This window comes from Stenotrophomonas sp. 05N423 (assembly GCF_056397145.1).
Window position 1 is genome coordinate 101,915 of the sequence record NZ_JBFTMV010000009.1, and the last position, 26,841, is coordinate 128,755.

Annotated in this window: 23 protein-coding genes; 17 read left to right on the top strand and 6 right to left on the bottom strand. The window is 68.5% G+C overall.

The features are described 5' to 3' along the window. Positions 1–9: 9 nt before the first annotated feature. Positions 10–681: a TetR family transcriptional regulator gene (locus tag AC1DGW_RS14060; protein ID WP_478024041.1), complete on the bottom strand. Its 672-nt coding sequence runs from the start codon at positions 679–681 to the stop codon at positions 10–12. 218 nt (positions 682–899) lie between these two features. Here AC1DGW_RS14060 and AC1DGW_RS14065 point away from each other — a divergent pair, with 218 nt between their 5' ends. Together AC1DGW_RS14065 and smeE are read left to right on the top strand one after the other, a co-directional pair. Then, the gene (locus AC1DGW_RS14065) at positions 900–2,075 is read left to right on the top strand and encodes an efflux RND transporter periplasmic adaptor subunit (protein ID WP_478024044.1); all 1,176 of its coding nucleotides are present in this window, start codon (positions 900–902) and stop codon (positions 2,073–2,075) included. Between the two features lie 12 nt (positions 2,076–2,087). Then, positions 2,088–5,234 (top strand): multidrug efflux RND transporter permease subunit SmeE, encoded by a 3,147-nt coding sequence (gene smeE / locus AC1DGW_RS14070; protein ID WP_478024046.1) that lies wholly within the window; start codon positions 2,088–2,090, stop codon positions 5,232–5,234. Between the two features lie 95 nt (positions 5,235–5,329). On the opposite strand, the gene AC1DGW_RS14075 is transcribed toward smeE, so the two are convergent. Continuing rightward, positions 5,330–5,581 carry a hypothetical protein gene (locus tag AC1DGW_RS14075; RefSeq protein WP_478024048.1) on the bottom strand — a complete coding sequence of 84 codons (252 nt, stop codon included), beginning with the start codon at positions 5,579–5,581 and terminating at the stop codon, positions 5,330–5,332. Positions 5,582–5,735: 154 nt separating this feature from the next. Continuing rightward, complete coding sequence (locus tag AC1DGW_RS14080; protein ID WP_478024050.1) at positions 5,736–6,188, bottom strand: nucleoside deaminase; 453 nt, start codon at positions 6,186–6,188, stop codon at positions 5,736–5,738. A gap of 91 nt (positions 6,189–6,279) precedes the next feature. Here AC1DGW_RS14080 and ubiE point away from each other — a divergent pair, with 91 nt between their 5' ends. Further along, entirely contained in the window at positions 6,280–7,044 is a 765-nt protein-coding gene (ubiE, locus tag AC1DGW_RS14085) for a bifunctional demethylmenaquinone methyltransferase/2-methoxy-6-polyprenyl-1,4-benzoquinol methylase UbiE (RefSeq protein WP_153191062.1), read from the top strand. Between the two features lie 90 nt (positions 7,045–7,134). Beyond that, positions 7,135–9,087: a M1 family metallopeptidase gene (locus AC1DGW_RS14090; protein ID WP_478024053.1), complete on the top strand. Its 1,953-nt coding sequence runs from the start codon at positions 7,135–7,137 to the stop codon at positions 9,085–9,087. 234 nt (positions 9,088–9,321) lie between these two features. Here the strand turns inward: AC1DGW_RS14090 and AC1DGW_RS14095 are convergent, their stop codons facing one another. After that, complete coding sequence (locus tag AC1DGW_RS14095; protein WP_478024055.1) at positions 9,322–10,635, bottom strand: acetamidase/formamidase family protein; 1,314 nt, start codon at positions 10,633–10,635, stop codon at positions 9,322–9,324. A gap of 178 nt (positions 10,636–10,813) precedes the next feature. Further along, positions 10,814–11,443: a TetR/AcrR family transcriptional regulator gene (locus AC1DGW_RS14100; protein ID WP_478024058.1), complete on the bottom strand. Its 630-nt coding sequence runs from the start codon at positions 11,441–11,443 to the stop codon at positions 10,814–10,816. 130 nt (positions 11,444–11,573) lie between these two features. On the opposite strand from AC1DGW_RS14100, the gene AC1DGW_RS14105 reads away from it, so the two are divergent. The 4 genes from AC1DGW_RS14105 (at position 11,574) to AC1DGW_RS14120 (ending at position 14,232) form a co-directional block, all read left to right on the top strand. Then, the gene (locus tag AC1DGW_RS14105) at positions 11,574–12,626 is read left to right on the top strand and encodes an MBL fold metallo-hydrolase (protein WP_478024060.1); all 1,053 of its coding nucleotides are present in this window, start codon (positions 11,574–11,576) and stop codon (positions 12,624–12,626) included. A gap of 99 nt (positions 12,627–12,725) precedes the next feature. Continuing rightward, positions 12,726–13,466, top strand: a complete 741-nt coding sequence (locus AC1DGW_RS14110; protein WP_478024062.1) for a hypothetical protein — start codon at positions 12,726–12,728, stop codon at positions 13,464–13,466. Then, the gene (locus AC1DGW_RS14115; protein WP_478024065.1) at positions 13,463–13,993 is read left to right on the top strand and encodes a hypothetical protein; all 531 of its coding nucleotides are present in this window, start codon (positions 13,463–13,465) and stop codon (positions 13,991–13,993) included. Before AC1DGW_RS14110 ends, AC1DGW_RS14115 begins: the two co-directional genes overlap by 4 nt. Beyond that, entirely contained in the window at positions 13,993–14,232 is a 240-nt protein-coding gene (locus AC1DGW_RS14120) for a hypothetical protein (protein ID WP_478024068.1), read from the top strand. Before AC1DGW_RS14115 ends, AC1DGW_RS14120 begins: the two co-directional genes overlap by 1 nt. Positions 14,233–14,370: 138 nt before the next feature. On the opposite strand, the gene AC1DGW_RS14125 is transcribed toward AC1DGW_RS14120, so the two are convergent. After that, positions 14,371–15,303: a carbohydrate kinase family protein gene (locus AC1DGW_RS14125; RefSeq protein ID WP_478024070.1), complete on the bottom strand. Its 933-nt coding sequence runs from the start codon at positions 15,301–15,303 to the stop codon at positions 14,371–14,373. A 276-nt stretch (positions 15,304–15,579) separates the two neighbouring features. Here AC1DGW_RS14125 and AC1DGW_RS14130 point away from each other — a divergent pair, with 276 nt between their 5' ends. The 9 genes from AC1DGW_RS14130 to AC1DGW_RS14170 all read left to right on the top strand — a co-directional run bounded on the left by AC1DGW_RS14130 (position 15,580) and on the right by AC1DGW_RS14170 (position 26,838). Further along, the gene (locus AC1DGW_RS14130) at positions 15,580–16,626 is read left to right on the top strand and encodes a rod shape-determining protein (RefSeq protein ID WP_005419402.1); all 1,047 of its coding nucleotides are present in this window, start codon (positions 15,580–15,582) and stop codon (positions 16,624–16,626) included. Positions 16,627–16,752: 126 nt separating this feature from the next. Then, a complete protein-coding gene (mreC, locus tag AC1DGW_RS14135; protein ID WP_478024079.1) occupies positions 16,753–17,793 on the top strand; it encodes a rod shape-determining protein MreC in 1,041 nt (346 codons plus the stop codon). After that, positions 17,790–18,275, top strand: coding sequence for a rod shape-determining protein MreD (gene mreD / locus AC1DGW_RS14140; RefSeq protein ID WP_478024081.1), 486 nt, complete (start codon positions 17,790–17,792; stop codon positions 18,273–18,275). Before mreC ends, mreD begins: the two co-directional genes overlap by 4 nt. A gap of 3 nt (positions 18,276–18,278) precedes the next feature. Further along, entirely contained in the window at positions 18,279–20,294 is a 2,016-nt protein-coding gene (gene mrdA, locus AC1DGW_RS14145; RefSeq protein WP_478024084.1) for a penicillin-binding protein 2, read from the top strand. Further along, positions 20,291–21,403, top strand: coding sequence for a rod shape-determining protein RodA (gene rodA, locus AC1DGW_RS14150; RefSeq protein WP_478024086.1), 1,113 nt, complete (start codon positions 20,291–20,293; stop codon positions 21,401–21,403). The genes mrdA and rodA (AC1DGW_RS14150) overlap by 4 nt, the downstream gene beginning before the upstream one ends. Positions 21,404–21,532: 129 nt before the next feature. Beyond that, positions 21,533–22,630, top strand: a complete 1,098-nt coding sequence (gene rodA / locus AC1DGW_RS14155) for a rod shape-determining protein RodA (RefSeq protein WP_478024088.1) — start codon at positions 21,533–21,535, stop codon at positions 22,628–22,630. A 550-nt stretch (positions 22,631–23,180) separates the two neighbouring features. Further along, positions 23,181–24,317 (top strand): lytic murein transglycosylase B, encoded by a 1,137-nt coding sequence (gene mltB / locus AC1DGW_RS14160; protein WP_478024091.1) that lies wholly within the window; start codon positions 23,181–23,183, stop codon positions 24,315–24,317. Then, complete coding sequence (locus tag AC1DGW_RS14165; protein ID WP_478024093.1) at positions 24,314–25,531, top strand: septal ring lytic transglycosylase RlpA family protein; 1,218 nt, start codon at positions 24,314–24,316, stop codon at positions 25,529–25,531. The genes mltB and AC1DGW_RS14165 overlap by 4 nt, the downstream gene beginning before the upstream one ends. Positions 25,532–25,638: 107 nt before the next feature. Next, a complete protein-coding gene (locus tag AC1DGW_RS14170) occupies positions 25,639–26,838 on the top strand; it encodes a D-alanyl-D-alanine carboxypeptidase family protein (protein WP_478024095.1) in 1,200 nt (399 codons plus the stop codon). The last annotated feature ends 3 nt before the right edge of the window (positions 26,839–26,841 follow it).

Consider the following 26,841-nt stretch of genomic DNA (forward strand, 5'->3'; position numbering starts at 1 on the left):
TCCGCCGGATCAGGCGTCCCAGCCAGCGCTGTCGGCTTCTTCCGGGAACACGCCCGGCTGGAAGACTTCATCGCGGGCATAGGCCTGCAGCACCACGTCCATCACCATCAGGCCATCGCGCTCGAGGTCGTATTCCTCCGGCTGCGCCATGGCGTTGTACAGCGCGCCGGTCAGGCTGATGTGCAGCATGCGGCTGGCGGTGGCGGCATCGACGCCGGGGCGGAGCTGCCCCAGTTCGCGCGCCCGCTCCAGCGCGCGGGTGACCATGTCCAGTTCTTCCTGCGAGTTCTGGCGCTGCATGGCCTGGATGCTCTGGCTCTCGCTGGACTGTTCGCAGCGCAGCAGGATCTCCATCAGGCTGCGCTGGCGCGGGTCGCCGGCCAGTTCCGCCAGCGAGACGCGGATGACGGTGCGCAGGTCCTGGATCGGCGTCTGCCGCTGCGGCGCATAGGTGCGCTGCAGGCGCTGCACGAACGGCATGCGGTCGCGCTCGATCATCGCTTCCAGCACTTCGGTCTTGTTCTTGAAGTGCCAGTACACCGCGCCGCGGGTATAGCCGGCGCGCGCGGCGATCATCGCCAGCGTGGTGCCGACCACGCCGTGTTCGTGGAAACAGGCGACCGCCGCGTCGAGGATGCCCTCGCGGGTTGCCTGTGCGTCTTCTTTGCTCTTGCGCGCCATCGCACCGCTGTTGTGCACAGCTCATGTGAAACACGTCTGAATTCTAGCAATTTACAAACAGACATGCATGTATGTATCCTTCCGCGCTCTTTTTCCGTCATCCGATCGCGGTAATGTGCGCGGGTTTCCCCCGTGCGCCGCCGCTGGCCGCCCGCTTCCTTCCGGACGCGGAACCGGCCGGGTCGCATGGCTTCTCCCCCTCAGCGAGTCTTCCTGCCATGAGCCGATCGATTCTCCGCCCTGTCCTCCTGTCACTGCTGGTCGCCGGCGCCCTGGCCGCCTGTGGGGGACAGCCGCCGCAGCAGGCCGGCGGCCCCGGGCAGGTCACCGTGGTCACCCTGAAGGCCGAGCCGGTCACCCTGACCCGCGAACTGGCCGGTCGCGCCACCGGCTACCAGGTGGCCGAGGTGCGCCCGCAGGTCAACGGCATCGTGGCCAAGCGCCTGTTCACCGAAGGCAGCCTGGTCAAGCAGGGCCAGCCGCTGTACCAGCTCGACGATGCCGCCTACCGCGCCCAGGCCAACAACGCCCGCGCGCAGCTGGCCCGCGCCGAGGCCAGCGCCAGCGCCGCGCGCCTGGCCGCGCGCCGCAGCAGCGAACTGGTCAAGAGCCGGGTCATCAGTGTGCAGGACGACGAGAACACGCAGGCCGCGTGGAAGCAGGCCGAGGCCGACGTCGGCGCCGCCCGCGCCGCGCTGGACGCGGCCAACGTGACCCTGGGCTACGCCCGCATCACCGCGCCGATCAGCGGCCAGATCGGCAAGTCCAGCGTCACCCAGGGCGCGCTGGTCAGCGCCGGCCAGGCCGAAGCGCTGGCCACGATCAACCAGCTCGACCCGATCTACATCGACGTCAGCCAGTCCTCGGCCGAGCTGCTGCAGCTGCGCCGCGAACTGGCCGCCGGCCGCCTGCAGGGCGCGTCCGAACTGCCGGTGGACATCGTGCTGGAGGACGGCAGCACCTTCGCCCACAAGGGCACGCTGGAGTTCTCCGAGGTCAGCGTCGACCCGGGCACCGGCAGCTACGGCCTGCGCGTGCGCGTGGAGAACCCCGACCAGGTGCTGATGCCGGGCATGTTCGTGCGCGCGGTGCTGGGCAGCGGCGTGCGCCAGGATGCGCTGCTGGTGCCGATGCAGGGCATCGCCCGCGATCCCCGGGGCAACACCAGCGCGATGGTGGTCGACGGCGAAGGCAAGGTCGCGCTGCGCCAGGTCACCGTCAGCCGCGCCATCGGCGACAAGTGGCTGGTCGAGGACGGCCTGAAGGCCGGCGACAAGGTCATCGTCGAGGGCCTGCAGAAGATCGGCCCAGGCATGCCGGTGCAGGCCACCGAGAAGGGGGCCGACGCCGCCAAGCCCGCCGCCGCTCCGGCGGCACCGGCCGCAAAGCAGTAAGCGGAGAACCACATGGCTCGCTTCTTTATCGACCGGCCCATCTTCGCGTGGGTCATCGCCATCATCATCATGCTCGCCGGCGCGCTGGCGATGCTCAAGCTGCCGATCTCGATGTACCCGGAGGTCGCGCCGCCCGCGGTATCGATCTCGGCCAACTATCCGGGCGCTTCGGCCAAGGTGGTCGAGGACTCGGTGACGCAGATCATCGAGCAGAACATGAAGGGCCTGGACGGGCTGATCTACTTCTCGTCCAACAGCTCCTCCAACGGCCAGGCCAGCATCACCCTGACCTTCGAGAGCGGCACCAACCCGGATATCGCCCAGGTGCAGGTGCAGAACAAGCTGCAGTTGGCCATGCCGCTGCTGCCGCAGGAAGTGCAGCGCCAGGGCATCAACGTCGCCAAGTCCAGCTCGGGCTTCCTCAACGTCGTCGGCTTCGTGTCCGAGGACGGCAGCATGGACGAGCACGACATCTCCGACTACGTCGGCTCCAACGTCCTGGACCCGCTCAGCCGCGTGCCGGGCGTGGGCTCGATCCAGGTGTTCGGCGGCAAGTACGCCATGCGCATCTGGCTGGACCCGAACAAGCTGCAGACCTACCGCGTCTCGGTGGACGAGGTGACCGCGGCGGTGCGCGCGCAGAACGCGCAGGTGGCCGTGGGCCAGCTGGGCGGCGCGCCGGCGGTGAAGGGCCAGCAGCTCAACGCCACCATCAACGCGCAGGACCGCCTGCAGACCCCGCAGCAGTTCCGCGACATCGTGCTGCGCACCGAGGCCGACGGCTCGACGCTGAAGCTGGGTGACATCGCACGCGTGGAACTGGGCGCGGAAACCTACGACTTCGTGACCCGCTACAACGGCAAGCCCGCTTCGGGCCTGGCCGTCACCCTGGCCACCGGCGCCAACGCGCTGGATACCTCCGAGGGCGTGCGCAGGACCCTGGACGAACTGGCGGCCAACTTCCCGCGCGGCCTGAAGGCAGTGATCCCGTACGACACCACGCCGTTCGTGAAGGTGTCGATCAAGGGCGTGGTCAAGACCCTGCTCGAGGCGATCGTGCTGGTGTTCCTGGTGATGTACCTGTTCCTGCAGAACTTCCGCGCCACGCTGATCCCGACGATCGCGGTGCCGGTGGTGCTGCTGGGCACGTTCGGCATCCTCGCCGCGCTGGGCTTCTCGATCAACATGCTGACCATGTTCGCCATGGTGCTGGCGATCGGCCTGCTGGTGGACGACGCCATCGTGGTGGTGGAGAACGTCGAGCGCATCATGTCCGAGGAAGGACTGTCGCCGCTGGAAGCCACGCGCAAGTCGATGGGCCAGATCACCGGCGCGCTGGTCGGCATCGGCCTGGTGCTGTCGGCGGTGTTCGTGCCGATGGCGTTCATGAGCGGCTCCACCGGCGTGATCTACCGCCAGTTCTCGGCGACCATCGTCTCGGCGATGGCGCTGTCGGTGCTGGTGGCGATCGTGCTGACCCCGGCGCTGTGCGCGACCATGCTCAAGCCGCTGAAGAAGGGCGAGCACCACGTTGCCCACCGCGGCCTGGCCGGACGTTTCTTCAATGGCTTCAACAACGGCTTTGATCGCACCAGCGGCAGCTACCAGCGCGGCGTGCGCGGCATCCTGGCCCGGCCGTGGCGGTTCATGGCGGTGTTCCTGGTGCTGGCGGTCGCGATGGGCCTGCTGTTCGTGCGCCTGCCCAGTTCGTTCCTGCCCAACGAGGACCAGGGCATCCTGATGGCGCTGGTGCAGGCGCCGGTGGGCGCCACCCAGGAGCGCACGCTGGAGTCGATCTACAAGCTGGAAGACCACTTCCTGCAGAACGAGAAGGACGCCGTGGAATCGGTGTTCTCGGTGCAGGGCTTCAGCTTCTCCGGCATGGGCCAGAACTCGGGCATGGCCTTCGTCAAGCTCAAGGACTGGAAGGACCGCGGTGCCAAGGATGGAGTGGGGCCGATCACCGGCCGCGCGATGGCCGCGCTGGGGCAGATCAAGGACGCCTTCATCTTCGCCTTCCCGCCGCCGGCGATGCCGGAACTGGGTACCGCCTCGGGTTACACCTTCTTCCTGAAGGACAACACCGGGCAGGGCCACGATGCGCTCGTCAACGCGCGCAACCAGCTGCTGGGCATGGCGGGCAAGAGCGGCAAGCTGGCCAACGTCCGCCCCAATGGCCTGGACGACACCCCGCAGCTGCGCCTGGACATCGACGTGGCCAAGGCCGGCGCGCACGGACTGTCGCTGGACGCGATCAACAGCACCCTGGCCACCGCGTGGGGTTCGAGCTACGTCGACGACTTCATCGACCGTGGCCGGGTCAAGCGCGTCTACATGCAGGCCGACGATGGCTTCCGCATGAATCCGGAAGACTTCAACCTGTGGACGGTGAAGAACAGCGCCGGGCAGATGGTGCCGTTCTCGGCCTTCGCCAGCCAGCGCTGGGACTACGGTTCGCCGCGCCTGGAACGCTACAACGGCGTCTCCGCGCTGGAGATCCAGGGCGAGGCCGCGCCGGGCGTGGCCTCGGGCGATGCGATGCGGGAAGTGGAAAAGCTGGCCAGCCAGCTGCCGCCGGGCTTCAGCATCGAGTGGACCGCGGTGTCCTACCAGGAACGCGAGGCCGGTTCGCAGACGCCGCTGCTGTACACGCTGTCGCTGCTGATCGTGTTCCTGTGCCTGGCCGCGCTGTACGAAAGCTGGAGCGTGCCCACCGCGGTGCTGATGGTGGCGCCGCTGGGCATCCTCGGCGCGGTGCTGGCCAATACCTTCCGCGGCATGGAGCGCGATGTCTACTTCCAGGTGGCGATGCTGACCACGGTGGGCCTGACCTCGAAGAACGCGATCCTGATCGTCGAGTTCGCCAAGGAGAACCTGGAGAAGGGCGCGGGCGTGATCGAGGCGACGATGCACGCGGTGCGCGACCGCCTGCGGCCGATCGTGATGACCTCGCTGGCGTTCGGCCTGGGCGTGCTGCCGCTGGCCATCGCCTCGGGCGCCGGTTCGGGCGCGCAGCGCGCCATCGGTACCGGCGTGCTGGGCGGCATGATCGCCGGCACCCTGCTGGGCCTGTTCTTCATCCCGCTGTTCTTCGTGGTGGTGCAGCGCCTGTTCAACCGCCGGCGCCTTGCCGGGAACGGGGAATCGCCGCGGGCGTGATGACCGGCATGGGGCCGGCAATGCGCCGGTTCCCTCTCGCTGAAACGACAACGCCGGGGCATGCCCCGGCGTTGTCGTTTCCATGGCCTGGCTGGTCAGTCGTGATGGACGGCCGCATCCAGCAGCTGCGCTTCCTCCACCGCGCCCAACCGCTGCGCGAAGGCGGCCATGCGGTTGCACAGTTCGGCGCGGTGCTCGGGGAATTCGTCGGCCAGTTCGTTCTGGATCTGCTGATAGGCATCCCAGAACGCGGCGGAGCGGTGGTGGCGGGCATAGTAGGCGCGCAGCCGTTCGCCGGCCTGGCGCAGCGATTGCCGATGGCGTCCATGTACGGGCGGAAGATGCATCGCGTCACCTCGATGGCAGTGCCCCCCTGCACGACCGAGCATAGCCCGGATCGATGACAGGCAGGTGGCGGGCGCGCGATTGCGGCCAGTCGAGTGTGCGTTGCGTCACGCCCTGCGCCCCCGTCGAAAGTGAGGGTCCATGGCGCCGCGATGCTTATTCGCCGATGTCCTCGTTCCAGACCTCGGGGTTCGCTGCGATGTAGCTGCTCATCATCTCGATGCAGCCGGCATCGTTCAGGTCGATGACCTTGACCCCGTTCTCGCGCAGCCAGTCGATGCCGCCGCCGAAGGTCACCGATTCGCCGACCACCACGGTGCCGATGTTGAACTGGCGCACCAGCCCGGAGCAGTACCAGCACGGCGCCAGGGTGGTGACCATGAGGGTGTCGCGGTAGCCGCGCTGGCGGCCGGCCTTGCGGAAGGCGTCGGTTTCGCCGTGGATCGACGGGTCGCCTTCCTGCACGCGGCGGTTGTGGCCGCAGCCGAGCAGGCGGCCATCGTTGTGGTACAGCGCCGCGCCGATCGGGATGCCGCCCTCGGCCAGGCCCTGGCGGGCCTCGGCGATGGCGGTGTCGAGCAGGGCGCGGTAGTCGGGCGTGGCGATCATCGGGCGGGCATCCGTCGGGTGGCCGGCCATGATAGCGGCCCGTCCCCGGGCGCCGGCGCGCCGCTGGCGCGGGAGTGCGATAATCGGGCGTATGAGCGAATCCCCCTACAAGAGCGGCACCACCCACTTCGGCTTCCGCGACGTGCCGGCCAAGGACAAGCAGAAGCTTGTCGGCCAGGTGTTCACGTCGGTGGCCGACAACTACGACCTGATGAACGACCTGATGAGCCTGGGCATCCATCGGTTGTGGAAGCGCTACTTCGTTGCCACCGCGCAGGTGAAGCCGGGCGACCGCGTGCTCGACCTGGCCGGCGGCACCGGCGACATCGCCGTGCTGCTCAAGGAGCGCATCGGCGATGAAGGCAGCGTGGTGCTGGGCGACATCAACGCCGGCATGCTGTCGGTGGGCCGCGACCGCCTGACCAACCGCGGCCAGGTGTCGGGGTTCGAGTGGGTGCAGCTCAACGCCGAGGCGCTGCCGTTCCCGGACCAGAGCTTCGACCTGGTGACCATTTCCTTCGGCCTGCGCAACGTCACCGACAAGGACGCCGCGCTGCGCGAGATGTACCGCGTGCTCAAGGTCGGCGGCCAGGCGCGCGTGCTGGAGTTCTCCGAGGTCACCGCCGACTGGTTCAAGCCGATCTACGATTTCCACTCGTTCAAGGTGCTGCCGAAGCTGGGCAGGCTGTTCGCGCGCGGCGACGGCGACAGCTACCAGTACCTGGCCGAGAGCATCCGCAAGCATCCGCCGCAGGAAGAACTCAAGGCGATGATGGGCGAGGCCGGCTTCGCCCGCTGCCACTACAAGAACCTCAGCGCCGGCATCGTTGCCATCCATTCCGGCTACAAGATCTAGGCGAAGGGCGTGGGGCGGCGGCCGCCGGCTCCCACTGTCTTTCTCGCTCCCACGTTCCTTTCCACCGTTTTCCGCCGCAAAGGTAATCCCATGCGTTCACCCTTCCTGATGCTGCCCCTGGCCGTCGCGCTCGTCGCCGGCTGCGCCAAGGACCCCGCCGCTCCCGTTGCCGATCCCGTCGCCGAGAAGCCCGCCGCCGCCGTGAACACCGTCAGCCGCAGCCACGATGAAAGCTCCTACGCCGAGCCGGACAAGGTCGTCATCAAGGACCTGGCGCTGGACCTGAAGGTCGATTTCGACCAGAAGCAGATCGGCGGCACCGCCACCTACGCGCTGGAGTGGAAGGACAAGAGTGCGAAGCAGTTGGTGCTGGACACCCGCGAACTGACCATCGCCAAGGTCGAGGCGATGGCCGCCGACGGCGCCGCCACGCCGCTGCAGTTCGAGCTGGCGCCGGTGGACAAGGTGTTCGGCAGCAAGCTGACCATCCAGGCGCCGGAGCAGCCGGCCAGCGTGCGCATCACCTACCACACCGCGCCGACCGCCTCCGGCCTGCAGTGGCTGGATCCGGCCATGACCGAGGGCAAGAAGCTGCCCTTCATGTTCAGCCAGTCGCAGGCCATCCACGCCCGTTCGTGGGTGCCGCTGCAGGACACCCCGAGCGTGCGCTTCACCTACAGCGCGCACGTCACCAGCCGCCCGGACGTGATGGTGCTGATGAGCGCCGACAACGACCCGAAGGCCGCGCGCGACGGCGACTACACGTTCAAGATGCCGCAGCCGATCCCGTCCTACCTGCTGGCGATCGCCGCCGGCGACCTGGTGTTCGAGCCGATCTCGCCGCGTTCGGGCGTGTGGGCCGAGCCGGCCATGGTCAACAAGGCCGCCAAGGAGTTCGAGGACACCGAGAAGATGATCGGCGCCGCCGAAAAGCTGTACGGCGAGTACCGTTGGGGCCGCTACGACATGCTGGTGCTGCCGCCGTCGTTCCCGTTCGGCGGCATGGAGAATCCGCGCCTGACCTTCGCCACTCCGACCGTGATCGTCGGCGACAAGTCGCTGGTCTCGCTGGTCGCCCATGAGCTGGCGCACAGCTGGTCGGGCAACCTGGTGACCAACGCCAGCTGGAAGGACATCTGGCTCAACGAAGGTTTCACCACCTACGTGCAGGCGCGCATCACCGAGGCGCTGTACGGCCAGGAAGCGGCCGAGATGGAGCGCGAGATCGATCAGACCGACCTGCTCAACGAAGTGAAGGACATGAGCCCGGCCGACCAGGCGCTGGCGCTGCCGCCGCTGACCGAGCGCGACCCGGACGACGCGCTGAGCCAGGTGGCCTACGTCAAGGGCGCGTGGTTCCTGCAGTTCCTGGAGCAGCGGTTCGGCCGCGAGGTGTTCGATCCGTTCCTGCGCGGCTGGTTCGACGACCACGCCTTCCAGAGCGCCAACACCGACCAGTTCGTCGAATACCTGAAGAAGAACCTGCTGCCGAAGAACCCGACCGCGGTGACCGAGGCCGAACTGCACGCATGGCTGGACGAGCCGGGCATTCCGTCGTTCGCGCCGAAGGCGCGTTCGCGCAGCTTCGCCGTGGTCGATACCGCGCGCATCGCCTGGCTGGGCAGCGAGCAGTTGCCGAGCAACCAGGTGACCGGCCAGTGGACCACCCAGGAATGGGTGCGCTTCATCGACGGCCTCGGCAAGACCGTGCCGGTGGCCAAGCTCGAGCAGCTGGACAAGGCCTACCACTTCACCGGTACGGCGAATGGCGAGATCGCCATGCGCTGGTATCCGCTGGCCATCCGCAGCGGCTATGCCCAGGCCCAGCCGGCTGCCGGCGAGTTCATCCAGAAGGTCGGCCGCCGCAAGCTGATCCTGCCGATCTACACCGAGCTGCTGAAGACGCCGGAAGGCCTGGCCTTCGCCAAGGATGTGTTCGCCAGGGCCAAGCCGGGCTATCACCCGATCACCACCGCCTCGGTGGAAGCGATGATCGCCAAGGCTGAAGCGACGCCGCAGCAGGACGCGACGCCGAAGCAGTAATCGGCTGAATCGCGCTTCAATGCAGACGGCGGGCTTCGGCTCGCCGTTTGTTTTTCCATCCCGGCGACGGCAAGGGCTCTGCAGCCCGGGCAAGTGTGGCGTACCGGGAACAGGCAGATTGGGCAGGGCAGGTGGCTGGCATGGAGTGGCAACACGGGCGCTTTGCGATGGCGAGCCAACGCGCTGCGCCTGCCCGGGTCATGCATGCCGGAGTCCAACTCCGATCACGGCACTTCAGTCGCCAGCCTTTCCCGCAGCGACCGGCAGACCCTTCAATACCGATTTATCGATCTTCGCCGCCACGCCAACGCTGCGGCCAGCAAGATTGACCACGTTGTACTGCGCTGCCACCCCCAGTACCTGGGTGGCCTGCGACATATCCAGGCCATGGGACTGGCGCAGCCACTGCAGCATCCCTGATGTCGCCAGGCGCAGCGCATCGTCGCTGGAGCCGGCCTGTCCCAGGGTCATGATCTGGGTGGGTGATTCAACGCGTGGCGTGGCGATGGACTGCTTCTTGATCAGTTCTACTTTCAGCACCACGTCCAGTGATGTTTCCAGCGCCCATTGGCTGGTCTCGCCATCGCCCTGCAGCGCATGGCCGTCGCCTGCGTACAGCAAGGCACCGGGCTGCTGCACCTCCAGGTAAACCGTATTGCCCTGGACAACGGCGTTGAAATCCATGTTGCCGCCGAAGTCGCTGGTGTCGCCGGTGGAGAAGGGCGGATAGCCAAAGCCGGGTGCAACGGCGAGGCCGCCGAGCATCGGTTTGACCGGGATCTCGAAGTTCTTCAATGCGCCGCTCGCGCCTTGCGGGCGTGCCATGCCGCGTATGCGATCCAACTGCCAGCGGACCGGATTGCCCAGCGTCGCGGTCTCGGTGGCGATGCGCGGCGTCTTCAGGCGGCCGACGATGCCATCGAGGCTGTCGGCGTAGTCGCGGTTGAGTTTGAGCGAGCTGATGGTGATCGCCAGCGTATCGCCGGGTTCGGCGCCAGCGACGAAGAACGGCCCCACCTGCGGGTTGCCGAACAAGGCGCGGGTGATGCCGTTCTCGTCGACGCCACCGGAATCCAGGGTTTTGGTCTGCACCGAATCGCCGGGCCAGATCACCAGTACCGGAGCGCGATCGGCACTGAAGGTGTTGGAATAATCGGTGGGCGTGAAGTCATGCAGGCGTGGTGCAGCGTCCGGTCGCGCCGGCACCCGCCACGCACTGAAGGCATGTGCCACGCGCGCGCTGCGGTTGTTGGTATCGGGCTCGTCGCTGCGGCCCTGCATGTGGTCGCCATCGATGCGGCCATCGTAGTGATAGACCTGCCCGTCACTGCCGGTTGCGGTGAACTTCAGCTGCGCGCCGTTCACGCTGCCGGTGATCGGGTCACCGCCCAGTGTTCCGCGGACACGCGTGCCTTGCACGTCCAGATCCAGGGTCTGCCGGGCGGTGTTGCCCCATAGATCGGTGGCGAGGATCCATTGGTCGGCGGCGAAGGAGGTGAACGGGAATGCGGACAACAACAGCGATGACAATTTCAGGGAAGTGCGCACGTTGCGTATGTCTGCGAAGGGCCTGGCGGGCGTGTTCGCGGAGTGTACGAACGACGATCTTGCCATCGCAGTGTCAAACGTAACGACACCTGTAGTCAGCTCGGTCGCCGTATAGCCGATCGATGATTCCTGCGGCGGGCTGCCGGAGCCGGCAACTGATGCCGGCCCTGCGCTGCATTCAGGGAGTAGCGGGTGCGCGCAGCGCCAGGAACATGTCCACGCAGTCGTGCATCACCCGCTGCTGCGCGACGGTGTCCAGTGGTGCGGCGCCCATCGCGATCTGCGGCCAGAACGCGAAGGCCTTGACCATGCCCTGCAGCTGATGGGCGGCTTCGGCCGGGGCGATATCGTCGCGCAGGCGGCCATCGGCCTGTGCCGCGCGGATCCAGGTGGTCAGGCCCTCTTCCTTTTCGGCCAGTCTGTCCATCATCACCCGCGCACGCTCCGGGGCATGCACCAGTTCGGCCATGGCCACCCGCGACAAGTCGATGAAGCTGGCGTCGCTGAGCAGGCGCAGCTTCTGCGCGATGAAGCCCAGCAGCTGCTCACGCAGCGGCCGGGCCGGGTCGTAGCCGGGTGCGTCCAGTGATTGGCTGGCCTCCCATAGCTGCCAGAGGATGGCGGCGAACAGTTCGTCCTTGCTGCTGAAATGGTTGTAGACCGTGCGCTTGGAGACTTCGGCGGTGGCGGCGATGCGGTCCATGCTGGTGCCGGCGAAGCCGAACTCGCGGAACTCGGCGACCGCCGCGCGGAGGATGGCCTCGCGCTTGCGGTCGGTCAGTCGGGTGGGACGGCCGGATGCGTTCATGGAGTTATTTTACACCGTTCAGTTTACTTTTCTGGAAATGGAAGTAGACTCGCCGGTGTACTTTCCAGGGCAAGCCCCGATGAAGCGTCGCCTGCCCCGCATCCTTCTCCTCCTGACGGTATTGATCGCCATGTCCATCGGACTGCTGACCTGCGGGGCCCATCCGGCCGCCGCCTATGACCAGTCGCCGCAATACGGCGAGGGGCGTTTCCACAACCCCGATGCCGCGGCCCAGGTGTCGCTGGGCTTTTCGGGCACGGTCCGCGCGCTGTGGCGGTTCCTGTTCGACAAGCCGGCCGATGCCAGTCCGGTGGCGCCGATCCCGGTGCAGCGGCTGACCCGGCAGATGCTGCTGGAGGCGCCGGACGACAGCCTGTGGCGTCTCGGCCATTCGACCATGCTGCTCAAGCTGGACGGCCATTTCTGGCTGACCGACCCGGTGTTTTCCGAGCGCGCCTCGCCAATATCGTTCATGGGCCCCAGGCGTTTCCATGCGCCGCCGCTGTCCATCGATGAACTGCCGGAGATCACCGGCGTGATCATTTCCCATGACCATTACGATCATCTCGACCATGCCGCGGTGCTGGCGCTGGCGCCGAAGGTGCGGCACTTCGTGACCGCGCTGGGCGTGGGCGACCGCCTGGCCGCCTGGGGTGTGCCGGCGGCGAAGATCGAGCAGTTGGACTGGTGGCAGGAAACGCGGGTGGAAGGCCTGAGGATCGTCGCCACCCCGGCACAGCACTTCTCCGGGCGCGGCCTGTCCGATGGCAACCGCACGCTGTGGGCGTCATGGGTGCTCGATACCGGCCGCACGCGGATCTTTTTCAGCGGCGACAGTGGTTACTTCGATGGCTTTGCCCGCATCGGCGAACGCCATGGTCCCTTCGACCTGGCGATGGTCGAGACCGGCGCTTACGACGCCGGCTGGCCCGGCGTGCACATGCAGCCGGAACAGAGCCTGCAGGCCCACCTGGACGTGCGCGGCAAGGTGATGATGCCGATCCACAACGGCACCTTCGATCTGGCCCTGCATCCATGGACCGAACCGTTCGAGCGGATCGTCGCGCTGGCGCGGCAGCGCGACGTGGCGCTGACCACGCCGCGGATGGGCGAACGCCTGGACCTGCGCGCGCCGTCGCCAGCGACGCCGTGGTGGCGCGAAGGGCAACCCGCGGCACCGTGAAGAAGCGGGCGGCTGCGGGAATGACGGATCGCCACGCGGATGTTTAAAGTGGATGCCGTCGCGCGGCATCGCCGCGCCCCGTCCATGCGGAGTTGCCCGATGAAACCGTTGATCCTTGGCGCCTTGTGCGTCGTCGCCCTGGCCGCCTGCGGCAATCCGGAGGCCGAGCGCCAGCAGCGCGAGGCCGCCGCCGCGCAGGAGCGCGCCAGGCGCGAGGCCGATGCCGAGGGCATCGCCAGGCTCTACGACGCGGCGGTGACCGCCACCGAATGGGAGAAGGCGCGCGTCCATGGCGCCGCGCTGCTCGACCAGTTCCCCGAGTCGGACGCCGCCCGGCGCATCGAACCCGGCTTCGCCGAAGTGAAGGAAAAGGCCGAGGCCGCGCGCGAGCTGCGCCGCATGCAGGGCCTGTGGAGCTACAACCAGGTGACGGTCGGCAGCAAGGGCGTGCAGCGCTCGGCGATGATCCAGGGCAAGGAGCGGGTCGATGTCGACGGCAGCGGCCCGAAGGTGGTGCAGCTGGTGTTCCGCGACCATCCCGAATGGAAGCGACACGCCTACCTGGTGCTGCAGGCCGGCGATTTCGCCAAGGCCTGCTATGGCAGCTGCCAGGTCACGGTGACGGTGGACGACCAGGCGCCGCGGCGGATGGCCGCCTACCGCCCGGACACCGACGAGGCCATCGCCATGTTCATCACCGACAACCGCGGCCTGTGGCGGCTGGCGCGCAAGGCCAGGACGATCCGCATCGAGTTCCCGGTGAAGGCCGGCGGCACCCGCACCGCGGTGTTCGAGACCGGCGGCCTGGACGGCAGCCAGATGCCCGCGGGCTGGGATTGACCCTGGTGGCGATGGGCGGCGGCTCCGTGCAGCCGCGCCGCGGTACGTCCCGCGCGGCCTGGCTGTGTGCGCTGGTTGCCCTGTTTTCGTGGCCGCTGCCGCCAGCGGCCGCATGCGGCAGCCTGCCCGCGGACATGCACCGCCGGCGCGTGGCCGAGGACCTGCAACGGCAACAGGCCCTGACCGCCGCACTGGCCGCCAAGGCCGATGGCATCGTGATCGCCGACGTCCTGGCGGTGGCGCCGGATGGCGCGCGGGTGCGCGTGCGCGAGCAGATCAAGGGGGCAGGGGAGGCGGAACGGCAGGTCGCTCCGACGAACCGGCTCGACGCCCTCGGCTGCCTGCCCTCGGCGGATTTTGGAAACGTCGCGCTGCAGCCCGGAGAGCACTACCTGTTCTACCTGGCCGGCGGCACGGTATTGCGTGCCGGCAACCTGCGGCGCGGGCCGGAGGAACTCACCATGGAGCAGGAGCTGGTGCAGGTACGCGCGTCGATGGCGGCGCCGGTGACGACGGAGGTGCGGTGATGGACCTGGCGATCGTGCTCGTGGTCAGCCTGTTGGCCATCGCCCTGCACGTGGTGCTGTACCTGGTGTTCCGGCGCTGGATGGACCGCGACCTGGCGCTGTCCCTGGCCGGCGACGACGCGGACAAGCAGCGCTACATGCTCGACTGCCTGCAGCGGGCCAGGGCCGAAGGCGTCCGCAAACGAGAGCTGCAGGCCTGGCTGGAGCGCGAGGCGGTGCGTTACGGCCCGCAGGGATGACCCGTAGCTGCGGCGCTTGCCCCGTATGGAGCGCTTTACCGGTATGGCCCCGTGCCGGGCAAGCCCGGCGCCTACGGAGCTTTCAACGAAAAACGGCGCCTTCCGGCGCCGTTTCCGCAGGTGGCCGGGCCCGTGCGATCAGAGCGCGTAGCCGAACTGCTGCTTGAACTGCTCGTTGAACTCGTCGAAGTCGAAGCGCTGGTTCTGCGTGCCCGGGTGTTCCACCTTCAGCGCGCCCATCAGGTTGCCCATGCGGCCGATGGTCAGCCAGTCGTAGCCCTTCTGGATGCCGTAGATCAGGCCGGCGCGGAACGCGTCGCCGCAGCCGGTCGGATCGACCACGCGGCGCTCGTGCGCCGGCGGGATGTCATAGCTCTTTTCCGGCGTGTGGATCACCGCGCCCTTCGGGCCGCGGGTGGTGATGTAGGCCTTCACCCGGTTGACGATTTCCTTCTCGTTCCAGCCGGTGCGTTCCTGCAGCAGGTTGGACTCGTAGTCATTGACCACCACGTAGTCGGCCTGCTCGATGAAGGTACGCAGTTCCGGGCCGTTGAACAGCGGCATGGCCTGGCCCGGGTCGAAGATGAATGGAACGCCCATCTCCTTGAATTCGATGGCGTTCTGGATCATGCCCTCACGGCCGTCCGGGCCGACCAGGCCCAGGGTCACGCCCGGCACGTCCTTCACGTGGTTCTCGTAGGACCGCATCATCGCGCCCGGGTGGAAGGCGGTGATCTGGTTGTTGTCGTGGTCGGTAGTGATGAACGCCTGCGGGGTGAACAGCTCGTCGATCACGCGCACGCGGCTCAGGTCGATGCCCAGCGCGTCGAAGTGCTCGCGGTACGGGCCGAAGTCCGAGCCCACCGTGCCCATCGGGATCGGTGCGCCGCCCAGCAGGTGCAGGTTGTAGGCGATGTTGCCGGCGCAGCCGCCGAACTCGCGGCGCATGCGCGGCACCAGGAAGGACACGTTCAGGATGTGCACCTTGTCCGGCAGGATGTGGTTCTTGAACTGGTCCGGGAACACCATGATGGTGTCGAAGGCAAGGGAACCACAGATCAGAGCGGACATCGCGGACAGGCCTATACGGGTAAAGGGAAACCGCCACCATGCGGGCGCAGGCGGGGCGGCGCGGACGCGCGCCAAAGTGCATAAGGGTACCGGCTGCGGCGGCGCGCGACCAGAACGACGTATCGCCGCCGGTGCTCCGCCACGCCTCTCAAACCCGTTGCGGGCAAGGATTTTCCTTGCCCGTGCCGGGGTGGGTTGATAGGCTAGCCAACCCCCGATTTCTGCCCATTTTTTCGCCAACCGGCGTGGGCGGACGCCCTCAGGATCACTCCCCAGATGTTCAAGAAACTCCGCGGCATGTTCTCCAACGACCTGTCCATCGACCTGGGCACGGCCAACACTCTGATCTATGTGCGTGGGCAGGGGATCGTGCTGAACGAACCGTCGGTCGTGGCCGTGCGCCAGGACCGCGCCATCGGCGGTACCCGCTCGGTCGCCGCGGTCGGCGCCGAGGCCAAGCAGATGCTCGGCCGTACCCCGGGCCACATCACCACCATCCGCCCGATGAAGGACGGCGTCATCGCCGACTTCACCTACACCGAGGCGATGCTCAAGCACTTCATCAAGAAGGTGCACAAGTCGCGCGTGCTGCGCCCGAGCCCGCGCGTGCTGGTCTGCGTGCCGGCCGGCTCGACCCAGGTCGAGCGCCGCGCCATCAAGGAGTCGGCCGAGGAAGCCGGCGCCCGCGACGTGTTCCTGATCGAGGAGCCGATGGCCGCGGCGATCGGCGCCGGCATGCCGGTCACCGAGGCGCGCGGCTCGATGGTCATCGACATCGGCGGCGGCACCACCGAGGTGGCGGTGATCTCGCTCAACGGCATCGTCTACTCGGCCTCGGTGCGCATCGGCGGCGACCGTTTCGACGAGTCGATCACCAATTACGTGCGCCGCAACCACGGCATGCTGATCGGCGAAGCCACCGCCGAGCGCATCAAGGTCGAGCTGGGCTGCGCCTACCCGCAGGCGGAAGTGATCGAGATGGAAATCTCCGGCCGCAACCTCGCCGAGGGCGTGCCGAAGATGATCAAGATCAGTTCCAACGAGGTGCTCGAAGCCCTGCACGAGCCGCTGTCGGGGATTGTTTCGGCGGTGAAGCTGGCGCTGGAGCAGACCCCGCCGGAACTGTGCGCCGACGTCGCCGAGCGCGGCATCGTGCTGACCGGCGGCGGCGCCCTGCTGCGCGACCTGGACCGTCTGATCTCCGAGGAAACCGGCCTGCACGTGCAGGTGGCCGACGATCCGCTGACCTGCGTGGCCCGCGGTGGCGGCCGTGCGCTGGAGCTGGTGGACATGCACGGCAACGAGTTCTTTGCGCCGGAATAAGTCGCACCGGCTCCGTACCGCGCCCGCGCCTCTGCGGCGTGGTGCCCGTGGCGCGCAGGCGCCGGGCATCGCACCGCCGGGGCGTCGTCGCATCCTTCCTCCGTATTTCTCCTGCCGAAGTCCGTCGTGCCGCCCTATGCCGGTCCACCCGTAGCCTCCCGCCAGGGCGACGCCAGCAGCACGCTGCGGCTGTTGGCCTATCTGGCATTGGCGATCACCCTGATCGTGCTGGACGACCAGGGCGGCTGGCTGTCGCGCCTGCGTACGCAGGCCGGTCTGGCGGTGCAGCCGGTGTGGGCGCTGGCCGGCCTGCCCGGGCGCGTGGGCGCCTCGGTGCGCGACAACGCCGCCAGCCATAACCAGCTGGTCGCCGAGAACCGCGAACTGCGCAACCAGCTGCTGCTCGCCAACGCGCGCCTGACCCGCCTGCAGACCGCCGCACTGGACAACGCCCAGCTGCGCGAGCTGCTGAACGTGGCCGAGCGCAGCGGCCTGGACGTGCAGCTGGCGCCGATCCTGGACATCGACCTGGACCCGGTGAAGCAGCGCCTGGTGCTGGACGCCGGCAGCCGCGAAGGCGTGCACATCGGCCAGGCGGTGATCGACGCCGGTGGCCTGATGGGGCAGGTGATCGCGGTGACCCCGTTGCATTCGACCGTGCTGCTGCTGACCGACCCGGACCACGCGGTGCCGGTAACGGTGGCGCGCAACGGCGTGCGCCTGATCGCCTATGGCCGTGGCGACCGGCTGGAACTGCGCGACATCCCGCTCAGCGCCGGCGTGGAAGTGGGCGACGAGATCGTCACCTCCGGGCTGGGCGGGCGTTTCCCGGCCGGCTTCCCGGTGGGAAAGATCCTGGAACTGCGGCCGGACGACACCCACGCCTTCCTGGTCGGCGAGCTGGCGCCGGCGGCCAAGCTGGACCGCGGCCGCGACGTGCTGCTGCTGCGCTCGGTGCCCGCGATTCCGCGCATGCCGGTGACCAGCGGCCTGGAGCCACCGGCCGGCGGCGACACCGCACCCGGTCCGCGTCCGGCGCCGAACAACCCGGCGCCCAGGGCCGTCGCGCCCACCGCGCCGACGGATACCCCGGCGGCGCCCGCACCGGCCGCAAACCCGCCACCCGCCACCGATGCGCCGGCGCCTCCGGCAGGAGACCGCCGATGAGCCGCCTGCGCAGCCGTGGCTGGGTATTGCCGGCCAGCCTCGCGCTGGCCCTGCTGCTGGGCCTGGTGCCGTTGCCGGAACTGCTGCAGCCGATCCGCCCATACTGGCTGGCGCTGGTGCTGGGCTACTGGGTGATCGAGACCCCCGAGCGGGTCGGGCTGGGTTTTGCCTTCTGCATCGGCCTGCTGGCCGACCTGCTGTACGGCGGCATCCTCGGCGAGCAGGCGCTGCGGCTGGTGGTGTTCGCCTTCATCCTGCAGCGCTTCCGCGCCCGTATCCGCTTCTTCCCGCTGTCGCAGCAGGCGCTGGCGATCGGCGGCCTGCTGCTCAACGACCGCATCATCAGCGCCGCCGTGCACCTGTTCACCGCCGAGCCGCTGCTGCCGTGGAGCTACTGGTGGGCGCCGCTGCCGGGCATGCTGCTGTGGCTGCCGATCTATGTGCTGCTCGACGCCGCGCGGCTGGGCAAGCGCGGGCACTGAGCCATGTACGGGCGGCGCCAGCACAAGAACCCGCAGGCCGAGGTCGAGCAGTTCCGGCGTCGTGCGGCGATCGGTTTCCTCGGCGTGCTGCTCGGGCTTGGCGTGCTGGGCGGCTGGTACTTCAAGCTGCAGGTGCTGGACCACGATGTCTACGTCACCCGCTCGGAGGCCAACCGCATCAAGGCGCGGCCGGTGGTGCCCGGGCGCGGGCTGATCTACGACCGCAAGGGCCGCCTGCTGGCCGAGAACGTGCCGGCGTTCCGCCTGGACGTGACCCCCAACAAGGTCGAGGACATGGCCGCCACGCTGGACGGGCTGCGGGTGATCTTCTCGCTGGGCGACGAGGACATCGAGCGCTTCAACCAGTCGCGCAAGGCGCGGCGCAGCTTCATCCCGGTGACGCTGAAGCTGCGCGTCAGCGACGAGGAGATGGCGCGCTTCGCGGTGGACCGCTGGCGCTACCCGGGCGTTGAGCTGGAGCCCTATCTGACCCGTCGTTACCCATATGGCGATCTGCTCGCGCACGTCATCGGCTACGTCGGCCGGGTCGACGACAAGGACCTGCAGGAACTGGGCGAGGGCAATGCGGCGCTGACCCATATCGGCAAGTCCGGGCTGGAGCGGTATTACGAGAACCAGCTGCGCGGCAGGATTGGCTACGAGCGCGTCGAGACCAATGTGCAGGGGCGGGCGATCCGCACCCTTGGACGGGTGCCGGCGCAGTCGGGTACGGACCTGCGCCTGTCCATCGACGTCGACCTGCAGCAGGCGATGGTGACCGCGTTCGGCGAGCAGGAAGGTTCGGCGGTGGCGATCGACCCGCGCACCGGCGAGATCCTGGCCATGGTCAGCCTGCCGTCCTACGACCCGAACCTGTTCGTCAACGGCATTTCCCACGCCGACTTCAAGCGGCTCAACGAGAACCCCTCGCGGCCGCAGTTCAACCGGCTGGTGCTCGGTGGCGTCGCCCCGGGTTCCACGGTCAAGCCGTTCCTCGGCCTGGCCGGGCTGGACAGCGGCCTGCGCCGGCCCGAGGACAAGATCCTCTCGCGCGGCATGTTCTACCTGCCGGGCGTGAGCCGCGGCTGGGGCGACGCCAATCGCGGCGGCCATGGCTGGACCGACCTGCGCAAGTCGATCTCGCAGTCGGTGAACACCTACTACTACCAGCTCGGCACCGACATGGGCGTGGAGCGCTACGACCAGTACATGGGCGGCCGCTACGGCTTCGGCCAGCCCACCGGCATCGACCTGGCCGGCGAGATCGGCGGCATCCTGCCGTCGCCGGCGGCCAAGGCCCGGCTGCGCAAGGAGCGCTGGTATCCCGGCGACATGGTCAACGCCAGCATCGGCCAGGGCCTGTGGAAGGTGACCCCGCTGCAGCTGGTGCGCGGCGTCGGCGGCCTGGCGTCCGGGCAGCTTCGCACGCCGCACCTGGTGGTCGAGCAGAAGGTGGCCTTCGACCACGACTGGGCGCCGCTGCCGCAGCCCGCGTCCAGGCCGATCAGCCCCAACCCCTCGAATCTGCAGGCGGTGCGCGAAGGCATGATGGGCACCATGCAGCCGGGCGGCAGCGGTTGGCGCGTGGCCGCTGGCGCCGCGTACCGGATGGCCGGCAAGACCGGTACCGCGCAGGTGGTCAGCCGCAAGGGCACCGCCGCGATGGACCCCAGGAGCCTGCCGATGCACCTGCGCCACCGTGCGCTGTTCATCGGTTTCGCTCCGGCCGAGGACCCGCAGATCGCCATTGCGGTCGCGGTCGAAGGCGGCGGCTATGGCGGTTCGGCGGCGGCGCCGATCGCACGCAAGGTGTTCGATGCCTGGTTGCTGGGCGTGATGCCCGATGCCCAGGAGGGAGCGGGTGCGGCCGGCGCCGTTGAAGGTGCCGCCAGCACCGCCGCCCCGGCGGTCGGCACCGTGCCGGCGGCGACCGGTACGGGCGAAGCGCCGCCGACACCCGCGCCGTCCCCGGTGCCGCCGGCATCGGTGCCGGAACCGGCGCAGGAGGAGCGGCGATGAGTGATTTCCTGCGCTGGCTGCTGGAAATGGCGCAGCGGCTCACCCGCGGCCTGGACTGGCCGCTGCTGCTCGCGCTGTGCGCGCTGATGGGCATGGGGCTGGCGGTGCTGGACAGCGCCGGCGGCAGTGGCCTGGTGATGGCCCAGGGTGCGCGCTTCGCGGTGGGCCTGCTGGCGATGTGGGCGATCGCGCGGGTGCCGGTGCTGCGCATCCGCGCCTGGACGCCGCTGATCTACGCGTTGTCGATGCTGCCGTTGCTGGCGGTGTTCGTGCTCGGTACCGGCAAGTACGGGCGGCAGTGGCTGGACCTGAAGCTGTTCTACCTGCAGCCGGCCGAACTGCTCAAGGTGAGCATGCCTATGATGGTCGCCTGGTACCTGCACCGCATGCCGCTGCCGCCGCGGATACCGGTGGTGCTGGTGGCCGGTGTGATCATCGGCGTGCCGACCGCGCTGGTGATGCTGCAGCCGGATTTCGGCACCGCGATGCTGATCGCCGCCAGCGGCGCCTTCGTGCTGCTGCTGGCGGGTTTGCCGTGGTGGTGGGTGGGCCTGGGCGTGGGCGGTGTCGCGGCGGCCGCGCCCGTCGCCTGGTTCTGGTTCCTGATGCCCTACCAGAAAGACCGCATCATGATGTTCCTCGACCCCGAGAGCGACGCGCTGGGAGCGGGCTGGAACATCATCCAGTCCAAGATCGCCATCGGTTCGGGTGGCCTGGCCGGCAAGGGCTGGGGGCTGGGCTCGCAGTCGCACCTGAACTTCATTCCCGAGCAGACCACCGACTTCGCCTTCTCGGTACTGAGCGAGGAGTTCGGCTGGATCGGCGTGGCGACCGTGCTTGCGCTCTATCTGTTCGTGGTCGGGCGCTGCCTGTGGATCGCGGTGCAGTCGCGCGATGGGTATTCGCGGCTGGTCGCAGGCGCCACCGGCCTGTCGTTCTTCGTCTACGCGCTGGTCAACGGCGGCATGATCTCCGGCCTGCTGCCGGTGGTGGGCGTGCCGATGCCGCTGATCAGCTACGGCGGCACCGCCGCGGTATCGCTGCTGGCCGGATTCGGCCTGGTGATGGCGGCGCGCAGCTACAACCCAGTGCACGGCGGCCACGGCTGACGCAGCCGCGCGACAGATTCGCGAAAGTGGCCGGCGTCAGGATGTCCCGGCACCGTCGCGGACGGTGCGCGCGCATGTATCGCCGCCCCTGATGCCCGCGCGCGGTGCATCCGGGGCGCAGGAGCGTACATGCCGATCTTCCCGTGGATGGGGCGCAGTTGCCGCGAGGCCGTCCGTACCCTCGACCTTCCGTTGCTGTGTGTCCTGTTGGCGGTGATGGCGGCCGGGCTGGCCGTGCTGCACAGCGTGGGCGGGCCGGTGCGCAGCCAGGCGATGCACTTCGCCGCCGGGCTGGGCGCGATGTGGCTGCTGTCGCGGGTGAGCATGCCGCGGCTGCGCGCGTGGACGCCATGGTTGTACGCCGTATCGATGCTGCCGCTGCTGGCGGTCTACGTGATCGGTACCGGCAAATACGGCCGGCGCTGGCTCAACCTCGGCCTGTTCTACCTGCAGCCCTCGGAACTGCTCAAGCTGGGTGTGCCGTTGATGATCGCCTGGTATCTGCACCGGCAGCCGTTGCCGCCGTCGCCGCGCACGGTGGCGGTGTCGGCATTGCTGATTGGGGTGCCAGCCGTGTTGATCCTGCTGCAGCCCAACCTGGGGACCGCGACCCTGGTCACCGCCAGCGGCGTGTTCGCGCTGCTGCTGGCCGGACTGCACTGGGGCTGGGTCGGCGCCGGCCTGGGCGCCTTGGCGGTGGCCGCGCCGATGGCGTGGTTCGGGCTGCTGCGCCAGTACCAGAAGGACCGCGTGCTGACCTTCCTCGACCCGGCGGCGGATGCGCTGGGTACTGGCTGGAACATCCTGCAGTCGCGCATCGCCATCGGCTCGGGTGGCTGGCAGGGGCGTGGCTGGGGGCAGGGCACCCAGGCTTCGCTGGATTTCCTGCCCGAGTACACCACCGATTTCGCTTTTTCCGTACTGGCCGAGGAATTCGGCTGGTTGGGTGTGCTGGTCCTGCTGCTGGCCTACCTGTTCCTGGTCGGGCGCTGCCTGTGGATCGCCGCACAGGCGCGCGATGCCCATGCGCGATTGCTGGCGGGCAGCCTGGGGCTGGCGTTCTTCGTCTACGTGATGGTCAACGGCGGCATGATTTCCGGCCTGCTGCCGGTGGTGGGCGTGCCCATGCCGTTGATCAGCTATGGCGGCACCGCCGCGGTGTCGGTACTGGCGGGCTTCGGGCTGGTGATGGCGGTACGCGCCCATCGCCCGGTCCATGCCGGCTGAAAATGCGACCTTGGTCCGGGTCGGGTTGATCAGGATCAAACACGGCGTTTAACAAAAGCCTCACAATAGCGCCCGCCACAGGACGCATCGCGCCGTGGCGGCCGGCTTGCAATCATGCTGGACGGCAAGGCCGGGATCCGCTGGCCGGGCGTGGGGAGACGCCCGGCCAGCGCCGGAATCCGGTCCGGGCACCGGCCGCACCCACTGGGATGGGGGGTGTGGCCGGTGCCCAGATTTTTCATGGGGATCCTTCCCCGCTTGTGGTGCCACGGTGTGTGATGCCTGCCACTGTCGTCTGCCGGATCGTGCGCTGTGTCGCGGCCCCTGCTGCCTATGTCTTCGTGCAGGCGATGTCGGATTCTTCCGTCATGCCTACAGGCGTTGCCTGACATAGGGCGAGGGAGCTTTCCGACAATCTGCGCATTCAGTTTTTCAGGTGGCCGCAACGATGGGCGGGCTTGCCCTGCGGGACGAGCCCAGATACTTCAATCTCGTTGCGATTCATGGTGTTAGTGATGGAAATTCATCCATGACCTGTTAACCTCGCCCGATGATTCGACGCGTCCTGGTCTGCTGTCTCACCCTGGGCATGGTCGCCTGCGCGACCCAGCCACAGGCCCCTGCTCCCGCTCCGCAACCGGCGGAGAAACCGATCGGCACGGGCGGTGCGCCGGCCGAAGCCGCGCCGGAGCGCAAGTCCGACCTGCCGCCGGTGGACCTGACCCCGGTACCGTTCGAGACCGCGCGCGCCAACTTCGTGCGCGATACCGCCGCCCGCTACAAACTGGATCCGGCCTCCATCGAATCGGTGCTGGCGCAGGCGCAGATCCGCGAACCGATCATCGCCGCCATGTCGCGGCCGGCCGAGCGGGTCAAGCCGTGGAACGAATACCGGCCGATGTTCATCAGCCAGGCGCGCATCGACGGCGGCAGGAAGTTCCTGGCCGCGCACCGCGACGCGCTGCAGCGCGTGCAGGACCGTACCGGCGTGCCGGCCGAGGTGATCGTGGCGATCATCGGCGTGGAGACCAGCTACGGCGCCAACGCCGGCAACCACCGCGTGCTCGACGCGCTGTACACGCTGGCGTTCAAGTACCCGCGCAGCGGCGACCCGGAAAAACTCGAGCGCGAAGTGCGTCGCGAGCTGTTCTTCCGCGACGAACTGGCCAAGCTGTTCGAACTGGCCGCGCTGGAGAAGCTGGACATCACCGCGCTCAAGGGCAGCTATGCCGGTGCGATGGGCATGGGCCAGTTCATGCCGTCCAGCTATCTGGACTACGCCGTGGACGGAGACGGTGATGGCCGCCGTGATCTGTTCAACAGCTTTGATGACGTGTTCGCCTCCATCGCCAACTACTTCGTGAAGAAGGGCGGCTGGGTACGCGGCGGCACGGTCGCGGTGCCGGCCACGCTCGACGCCGGCCGCGAGGAACTCAATCCCGTCGACTGGACGCCGAATCTGGGCATCGACGCTCTGGCGGCGCGCGGTTACCACCCGGTCGTGCCGGTGCGCGCGGCCGGAGCCACCGCCACGCCGATCACGCTGGAAGGCAGCGACGGCAAGCAGTACTGGCTGGGCTTCCAGAACTACTACGCGATCACCCGCTACAACCTTTCCAAGATGTATGCGATGGCCGTGTTCCAGCTGTCCCAGGCCATCGCCGGACGGGAGCTGCCGCCGGCATGAACATCAAGTGGCTGGTCCCTGCGTTGATCGTGCTCGGGCTGGCCGCCTGCAGCAGCGCGCCATCGAGGTCGAAGTCCGCCGGCCATGGCCACGGCCACGGCCAGCCGGCCGGCAGCGTGGTGCAGGGCCGTGGCGGGCGCCCGCCGCATTGCCCGGAAGGGTCGCCCTACGCCAAGGCGCAGGAAGATCCCACCACGCGCGGCAACTACAGTGCCGGCGGCCTGTACCGGCCGGGGGTCAAGGACACCACGCCCGACCATGTGCCTGACGTGGCCTGCATTCCCGAGCCGGTGGTCAGCAACGAGCCGCGTTCGGCCATCGGCAACAAGTCGCCGTACGTGGTGCTGGGCAAGGAATACCGGGTGATGGACCGGGTCGACGAGTACGTCGAGCAGGGCACCGCGTCCTATTACGGCGCCAAGTTCCATGGCCGGCTGACCTCCAACCGCGAGGTCTACGACATGTACCAGTTCACTGCCGCGCACAAGACGCTGCCGCTGCCCAGCTTCGCCCGCGTCACCAACCTGGACAACGGCGAGTCGGTGATCGTGCGGGTCAACGACCGCGGTCCGTTCCACGATGGCCGCGTGATCGACCTGAGCTACGCCGCCGCGGTACGGCTGGGCATCACCCAGCGCGGTACCGGCCGGGTGGAAGTGCGCGGACTGGCGCCGGGCAGCGACAACCTGCTGGCCTCGAACGAAGCGCGCCGCCCGGCCCGCGGCCGCGCGCCGGCCCCGGCGGTGACCACCGCCATCGCCGCCGCGCCGCCGCCCAGCCGCATGGACCAGCTGGTCGAAACACTGCCGGCTACGCCCGCCGCCGCGCCGCGTCCGGTTGAAGTCGGCACCGCAGGCCCGGCGCCGCAGGCGGTGGCCGTGCAGGCCTTGCCCGCCTCCACCGGCACGGCACCATCGACGCTGGCCAGCGCCGTCGCATCGGTGGCGGCAACGCCGGCGCCCGACGCCGCGGCGCGCGCGCTGGGGGCGATCCTGCTGCAGGTCGCCAGTTTCTCCAGCCGCGACAATGCCGCCCGTGCGCTGGGCCAGCTGAGCGCGGCCGGGATCGCCGGCGCCACGCTCAGCGATGTCGTCAGCGGCGGACGCACGCTGTGGCGCCTGCGCGTGCCCGCTGACGACGTGGCCAAGGCGGCGGAACTTGCCGGCCGCATCGCCGGTCTGGGATTCGGCAGGCCGCAGATCGTCCGCGATTGAACGCGATGCCGGCGGGCGCGCGCCGGCGATGCCGGTGCGATGGCGCTTCCACGCCCTACAATGACCGCCAGTTTTCCATTCCTTGTCCCGACAGGAACCGCTTTCCGATGAAATTCCGTTTTGCCGCCGCCGCCATGGCCACCACCTTCGCCATCGGCCTGGCCTCCGCCCAGACGCCTATCCCGGCACCGGCCCCCGCTGCCGCACCCGCCCAGGTGGCGATCCCGCCAGCGCCGGCGCCGTCCACGTCCAGCGCGTGGGTACTGATGGACTACGCCTCCGGGCAGGTGCTGGCCGGCGAGAACATCCACATGCCGCTGCCGCCGGCCAGCATCACCAAGGTGATGACCTCCTACGTGCTGGCCGCCGAAACCAGGAACGGCAAGATCAAGCCCGACGACCAGGTGATGATGAGCGAGCGCGCCTGGCGCGAGGGCGGCGCCGGTACCGACGGCAGCTACAGCGGGTTCCCGGTCAACCAGACCGCGCGCCTGGAAGACATGGAAAAGGGCATGGCGATCCAGTCGGGCAACGACGCCGCCATCGCCCTGGCCGAGCACGCCGCCGGCAGCCAGGAAGTGTTCGCCGAGCTGATGAACAGCTATGCCGCCAAGCTCGGCATGAAGGACTCGCATTTCGTCAACGCGCACGGCCTGAACGCCGACGGCCACCAGTCCAGCGCCTACGACCTGGCGCTGCTGGGCCGCGCCTTCGTGCGCGATTACCCGGAAACCTATGCCTACAACAAGATCAAGGAATTCACCGTAGGCAACATCACCCAGCCCAACCGCAACCTGCTGCTGTGGCGCGACCCGAGCGTGGACGGCATCAAGACCGGCCACACCTCGGCGGCCGGCTACTGCCTGCTGAGCTCGGCCCAGCGCGGCGACCAGCGCCTGATCGCGGTGCTGATGGGCGGTGCCTCGGAGAAGCAGCGCGCCGACGACAGCCTGGCGCTGCTGAACTGGGGCTTCCGTTTCTTCGAGACGCACCGCCTTTACGAGACCGGCAAGGCCGTGACCACGCAGCATGTGTGGAAGGGTGCCGCCGACGAAGTGCAGCTGGGCGTGGCGCAGCCGCTGCTGGTCAGCGTGCCGCGCGGCCGTTATGCGGAGCTCAAGCCCAGCATGGACGTGCCCAAGCAGCTGATCGCACCGATCGCCGCGGGCCAGCAGGTCGGCACGGTCAAGGTGGCGCTGGACGGCAAGATCATTGCCGAGGCGCCGCTGGTGGCGGTGCAGGCAGTGGAGGAGGGCGGCTTCTTCAAGCGCCTGTGGGACGCCTTCATGATGTGGTGGAAGTCCTGACCG